We start from the raw sequence: 6,619 nt of genomic DNA, 5'->3' as shown, positions 1-6,619 counted from the left end.
TTCCTCACCAGCGAGCCCGCTCCGCACCCCCATCCAGGCGCTGTCCAGCGCGCCCGTCCCTTCGCCGAAAGTGCCGGTCTCGCACAGTCGCTGTCGAAGCCTGCCGGACGATCCGGTAGAAGAACCGGTAGAAATCCGGAGATGAAGAAGGGACCTCGGCGAACCGAGACCCCTTCTGACCTGCTTTTTTCTGGTGGCGGGGAGGGGATTTGAACCCCTGACCTTCGGGTTATGAGCCCGACGAGCTACCAGACTGCTCCACCCCGCGGTGGGTCCTGACACCTTAGCGGTGCTTCTGCGAGGCCGGCCACTCGCCTACGCCTACGCGTGTGCGGCGTGGCTGGCGCCGCCGCTCGCGCCGAGCGTGGCGCCGCTCGCGCCCGAGGCCTTCTTCGTCGACGGCGTCGAGCTCTTGGTGGCGGCGTTGCTCTGCGCGAGGAGGGAGTTCGCCTGCTGCAGGAACTGTCCGGCTTTCGTGACATCGGACTGGTACGTGCCGAGGTCACCTGAGGTGAGCGCGGACTGCGCCTGCTGATAGGCCTGCAGCCCCGAGGCGATGTCGTTGCGCACGTCGCTCGGGATTGCGGTCACGGCAGTCGAGCCAGAGCCGGAGCTGTTACCGGCGGTGATCCCCGGGGGCGCCGAGCCGAAGACCCCGGCGAGCGCCCCGGCGAGGGTCGGGGCGAGGCTCACCTGCTTGCCGTAGACGACCACCACGTCCTGGAGCTTGGGGTACAGCGTCTGGGTCGAGGAGACGTACAGCGGACGGATGTAGAGCAACGAGTCGGCGAGCGGGAGCACCTGCACCGCGCCGAGGATGACCTGCGAGCCGCTCTGGTCGAGGAGGGTGATCTTCTGGGACACGTCCGGGTCGGAGTGGATGTCGGCGTTCGCGAGTCCTGGGCCGTCGATCCCCCCGCCCGAGCTGCCGGAGTTCCCAGTGCTCGAGCTCGACCCCGTCGGGGTGACGAGCGACTCGAGCTTGCCGTAGCCGTTGTAGGCCGAGTTCACCACCATCAGCGCGGCGAGGTTCTGGAGCTGGTCCCCCTGGGAGTAGGGGACGAGCGGTTCGATGGCGTCGAAGGAGAGGCTGGACTGCCCCGGCAGCTGGAGGAGCTCGTAGATCGGCTGGTAGCGGAGCACGTTGCCGTTCGCCCCGATCGGGAGGGTCAGCGAGGCGCCGCCGCCGGCGGCGGTGGAGGTCTGGGAGAGGTCCCAGGCGTTGCCGAGGCCGTAGAAGGCGCTCGGGTTGGTGATGTGGTAGCGGCCGTACATCGCCGACTGCACGGCCAGCAGGTCCTGTGGGTAGCGGAGGTGCTGGAGGAGCACCGGGTCCGTCTTCGTCAGCGAGGAGAGGGGGTGGAACATCCCGGGGAAGGCGGCCTCGTAGGACTGCATCACCGGGTCGCCCGAGGCGTTGATCGTGTAGAAGGACATCTTGCCGGTGTAGGCGTTGACCACGACTTTCACGGCGTCGCGCACGTAGTTGTAGCTGCCCTGCAACGCCGACCCGCCGGGCAGCTCGTCGGTGCGCGCGGTCTCTGAGTAGGGGTAGTAGGGCGAGGTCGTGTAGGCGTCGAGGACCCACTCGATCTCGCCGTTGTCGATCACCGCGTAGGGGTTGGCGTCCACCTTCAGGAAGGGCAGCGCCTTCTGCACCTCGGTGAGCACGTCGGGGATGTAGATGAGGTGCGACTTCCCGGTGATCTCGCTCGAGATCAGCATGTTGAAGTCGTGCAGCTTCACCGCGAAGGCGAGGCGCGCCCCGAGCCCACCGATCGGGATGCCGCCCTCCCCGCCGTAGTGGCCCTCCTTGCTCTTCCCGTCGGCCAGCTGGTAGTCGACCTCCTGCTGCTTGGTGTCGGCGATCACGTACTGGTCGTCGCCGGGCGCGAAGTAGACCGACGGCTGGTTGATCGCGAGGTCCGGGATCTTCGCGGTCACCGGGACCGAGCCGACGAGGAAGTTCGGGCTCCCGTTGGAGTTCGGTGAGGTCGTGTTCGCGGGCGCCACCACTCCCGCGTAGCCGTGGGTGAACTGCAGGTGGGTGTTCACCCACGTCGGCGAGGGCACACCGCCGGTGTTCAGCGCGCGCACGCCGACGACGACCGGCGTGAGCTGGCCGTTCACGTAGTAACGGTCGATGGTGAGATTCGTGAGCTGGTAGAAGCTGAGCTGCTTCTGCAGCTTGGCGAAGGTCGCGTAGCTGTAGACGGGGTCCCAAATCTGGGTCGCGTCGAGGGTCTGTGCGTAGCGCGAGAGGACCCCGGGCGTCAGGTCCTGGTTTGCCGGGAAGGCCTCGCGGGTCACGCCGCCGATGTCGAAGGCCGCGGTCGTGGCGGAGATGTTGCGCGAGATGTAGGGCGTCTCGAGGGTGCTCTGTGCCGGCGTGACATGCAGCGCCTGGTAGAGCTTGGGGTAGATGACGCCGACGACGATCGCGAGGAAGGCCCACAGGCCGACGGAGACGACCGGGAGCACCCAGGTCCGCTGGTAGACGTTGAAGGCGAGCATCACGAACGCCACGAGGCAGACCACAGCGAGGAGGACCATCGCCGGCAGCCGAACGTGGACATCGGTGTACCCCGCCCCCTGCACGTAGCCGTTCGCCGAGACGTCGAGGCCGAAGCGGTCGACGTAGAAGTAGGCCCACGCCCGCTCGAGCGCCAGCAGGCTGAGCAGCAAGGAGAGGTGCGCGATCGCGCGGGGTTCGATGGTGAGGGTGCGCTGCACCCGGATCGCGCCGTTCAGGAAGTAGGCGACCGCCGTCGCGATGGCGGCCACGACGAGCAGGCCGAAGAGCCAGTCGACGAGGAAGGAGAGGAACGGCAGGCGGAAGACGAAGAAGGAGATGTCCCGGTGGAACAGCGGGTCCTTCATGTTGAAGGGCACCGCGTGGGTGAACAGGAGCCAGTTCTGCCACTGCGACGAGGCGCTCGAGCCGAGGGCGAGGCCGAGCAGCGCAGCCACCCCGGTGCGCAGCCAGAAGGCGTGCGGGGCGGTGACCTGCTGGAAGCGGCGCACGAACTCGGTGTCCGGCGCGAGGAAGAGGGTTCGTGAGACGACGAGGTCGACGAGGAAGAGGCAGCCCCAGACGACGGCGAAGGCGATCGCGATGAACGAGAGCGCGAGCGCGAGCTTGGAGACGGTGACGGCCGTCCACACCTCGCCGACGCCGCTCCAGTGGAACCAGAGGAAGTTCGCGTAGAAGCCGCCGACCCCCTGCGCGAGGACGAGCAGCACGACGAGGGCGATGACGGTGACGAGCAGCGCCACTGTCCGCCGGCGGGAGTGCGGGCGGGGCGGAAGGTCCGTCGGGATGCGCATCTACGCGGGGCTGAGGACGAGAAGGCAGCGGCACCCTGGGTGGATCGGCGGATGCGCGTGGCCGGTCGGGAACGGCTCGCCGGGGGGCTGCGCCCCGGCGATCGCGTTGTCGTCGCAGTCGGGGCAGCGCTGGTCACCGTCGTCGACGATCCACGTCACCGCGCTCCCCGAGGCGCGGGCCTGGTCGAGCACGCCCGCCGAGAAGGCCCGCACGGTGAAGTCCGCGGCGGTCTGCTCCGCCCCCGCGCCCTTCCACTCGCGAAAGGCGGCCCCGATTGCCACCGCGGGCTCCTCGCCCTCGCTCGTCAGCCCCTGTTCGACCCGACGGCGGATCGGGTCGAGGACCGCCGCGCCGAGCTCGGTGGCGACGCGCTTCACCGCCGCGACCGGCTGGCGGAGCGGGCCGGGATCCCGCGAGATCGAGCTCGCCGCGAAGCCCCGGCCGGCGGCGAAGGCGGCGACGAGTGCGTCTCTCACGTCCTGCTCGAGACGGCCGGACATCTCCGCCCCGGGGAGCAGCGAGAGCGGATCGCCTCCCTTTTTCATGTTGCGGAAGGCGTCGAGGAGCTGGTTCTGCTCCAGCCGGAGCTGGCGCTTCAGCACCCGCGTGAGCTCTGCGGTACTCGATGCGAGGAGCTTGTTGCGCGCCGCGAGGGACTCGTCCGCGGGCTCCGGCTCCTCCTCGGCCTCGGCGCGTCCGGAAGCATCGTCCTCCGACGGTGCCCGATCCTGTGCTGCGGGGTCCGCGACCGCGCCCTCCCCCGACGCCAGCGGTTCCGCCGGAGCATCCGCCGCCGTAGCCTCCGCCGAGCCGGCGCCCGCCGCCGTCTCGTCTGAGCCCGTCGCCGCCGGCCGCTGACCGCCTGCCGCGCCCTCGGGGGGAGCTGCGGGGGTCGCGGCCGGGGGCGCCTCCTCCGCGGCGGGCGGCTCTCCGGTGATGCTGTCCTCGAGGACGGTGCGCGCCCGCTCGACCTGCTCCGCACGGCTCTGGCGGATCTTCGCGAAGAGCTCGTCGATCGCGTTGGACGACTCTTCCTCGTCGGCCTCGGACCTCGCCCCCTCCGGCGGCTCGGACTGAGCGGCGCCCTCGCTCTCGACGACCACCGGGGGTTCCGCGACTCCGTCGGCGGCCTCCACCTCTTCGTCGGCGACCGGCACCTCGAGGAGCGCCTCGGTGAGCTCGACGGTGAGTGCCGGCACCGCTCCGACAGCGGCAGCCTCGAGCGCAGCCAGCTCGGCGGCCTCGGCGAGGAGCCCCTCCTCGGAGAGCTCCTCGACGAAGGCGCTCGGCGCGGCCGCGACCGCCTCCGCAGCGAGACGGGCACCCTCCTCGGCCCCGGCGAGCTGTCCTTTCAGCTCCTCGACCGAGTGCACCACGTAGGAGGCGACGGCGTCCACGACGTCCGCGAGGGCGTCCTTGCCGGCCCGCAGCTGCTCGAGTTGGATGTGCAGCTCACGCCGCCGCTCGCCGAGGTCGACGAGGATGCGGTGGCGGGCGGCGCGGGCGACCTCCACCATCTGCCGGCACTCCTCGCGGGCGGCGTTCGTGAGCCGCTCGGCCTCCGCGCTCGCCGCCGCCGTGATCGCCGCGGCAGCCGCCGAGGCCCGGCGTTGCTCGTCCTCGAGCAGGTTCGTCGCCGAGGCGCGCAGCGCCTCGGCTTCGGTGTTCGCCCTCGTCAGCACGTCCTCGGCCGCTTCGTGGGCGGCCTGCAGGACCCGTGCCGTCTCCTGTCCCACCGCCGCGGAGAGCGCCGCCGCGTCGAGCGGCTGCGGCGTCGCGGGGCGCTCCGCGAGGGTGAGCCGCTCGCTGAGCTCGGCCTCACGGGCCTGCAAACGGCGCAGCACCTCGGCGACCCCGACGAGGTACCCGTGCACCGCCTCAGGGTCCAGGCCCCTGCGGGCGCTCGGGAAGACGTGGGCGAGCAGCTCGTCGGGGGTAGGTCCGGAAGGCGAGGAAGAGGGCAGCTCAGGCATCTCGGCGCATGAGCCTACGGCGTCACGACCTCGTGGACGGGGCGATCGCGCCACCGAGGTGCTCGAGATCGGCGACGGCCTGATCGAGCGAGGCCACCGCGTAGACCTTCAGCCCGCCGCTCGCGTGCGCGCGGGCCGTGGCGAGCTCGGGCGTGGGGACGAAGAAGACCTTCGCGCCGGCCCGCTCGACGGCCACGGTCTTCTGGGCCACCCCGCCGACATCGCCCACGCTGCCGTCGATGGAGATCGTCCCCGTCGCGGCCACCTTCATCCCGGCGGTGAGGTCCTTCGTGTCCAGCTTCTCGACGATCCCGAGCGCGAAGGCGAGGCCGGCGGAGGGACCGATGATCCCTTCGGAGTTGATGTTCAACGAGAACGGCAGCGCCGTCGTCGCGAAGAGCTGCTCGGGGTAGATGCCGAGGCAGGCGAGCGGCTTGCTGCCCGCCGCGACGTGCCCTGCCCTGCCCGCGCGGAGACAGCTCGACGTCGCCGCGCTGCCGCTCCCGACGAGGTGGTACGCGCCCGTCACGAGGCGCACCGTGCGGGTGCGGGTGACGCCGATGCGGTGCGCGACGATCGTGACGGGGTCACCGGGGTGCAAGGCGGACTCCAGCTTGGAGAGCGAGGCGAGGGTCGTCACCGGGTGTCGGTCGAGTGCGGTGATGACGTCGCCGACCGAGAGGATGCCGGCCGCCGCGGAGGTCTGCTCGAGCTGGTAGACGATGACCCCGGCCGGCACGGCGTGCACCGGGTAGCCGAGCGAGCGCAGCGCCGCGAAGGTCGCCGCCTGCCGGGCGGTGTCCATGTCGATCACGCCCTGCTCATCGTAGGTGGCGACGCTCGCCTGCCCGGTGAGCACGGCCGTCGGGACGAGGTCGGCGTTGTGGTCGAGGCGGTAGAAGAGGTAGTCGACCGCCCGCACCTGCACGAGGTCGACGTCGGTGAGCAGGATCGCCCCCTGGTGGTGGTGGGTGAGCTTGGCCGGGGCACCGATCAGCGGAGCCACGTTCTGCGCCTGGCCGGGGACGATCGCGTACTCGTTGAGGTTGACGAACGTCGCTGCCACGACCGCGACGACGAGCGCCACGCCACCGCTCATCAAATGCCGCCACCAGCGGGGATGGCGGCGCCAGCGGGCCCGCGTGCCGACGCGGCCGGAGGCGGGGACGGCGGGGCCCTCCCCCGGGCCTCCGGAGCCGGATCTGCCCACTACCGTCTCGCGGCGGTGCCCGACGACACGCGACCACCGCGGGTGGGAAGCGACGACCGCCGGACCCGCACGGCGCGAAGCCTCCCACGACCGGCGGCCGGGACGGCC

General features: G+C 71.0%; 3 protein-coding genes and 1 tRNA gene. All 4 read right to left on the bottom strand.

Annotated features, from left to right (window positions below; all coding sequences use genetic code 11):
* Positions 1-191 precede the first annotated feature (191 nt).
* The 4 genes from VNF07_05580 to VNF07_05565 all read right to left on the bottom strand — a co-directional run bounded on the left by VNF07_05580 (position 192) and on the right by VNF07_05565 (position 6,400).
* Positions 192-268: transfer RNA gene (locus VNF07_05580), tRNA-Met, on the bottom strand.
* Positions 269-321: 53 nt separating this feature from the next.
* The gene (locus VNF07_05575) at positions 322-3,327 is read right to left on the bottom strand and encodes a UPF0182 family protein (protein ID HVB05701.1); all 3,006 of its coding nucleotides are present in this window, start codon (positions 3,325-3,327) and stop codon (positions 322-324) included.
* Positions 3,328-5,301 (bottom strand): hypothetical protein, encoded by a 1,974-nt coding sequence (locus tag VNF07_05570; GenBank protein ID HVB05700.1) that lies wholly within the window; start codon positions 5,299-5,301, stop codon positions 3,328-3,330.
* A gap of 22 nt (positions 5,302-5,323) precedes the next feature.
* Positions 5,324-6,400 (bottom strand): S16 family serine protease, encoded by a 1,077-nt coding sequence (locus VNF07_05565; protein HVB05699.1) that lies wholly within the window; start codon positions 6,398-6,400, stop codon positions 5,324-5,326.
* Between the last annotated feature and the right edge of the window lie 219 nt (positions 6,401-6,619).

Source organism: Acidimicrobiales bacterium (genome assembly GCA_035533595.1).
Classification (GTDB): domain Bacteria; phylum Actinomycetota; class Acidimicrobiia; order Acidimicrobiales; family Bog-793; genus DATLTN01.
Note: the sequence above shows the minus strand (reverse complement) of the source record. Positions and strands in the feature narration are given on the sequence as shown.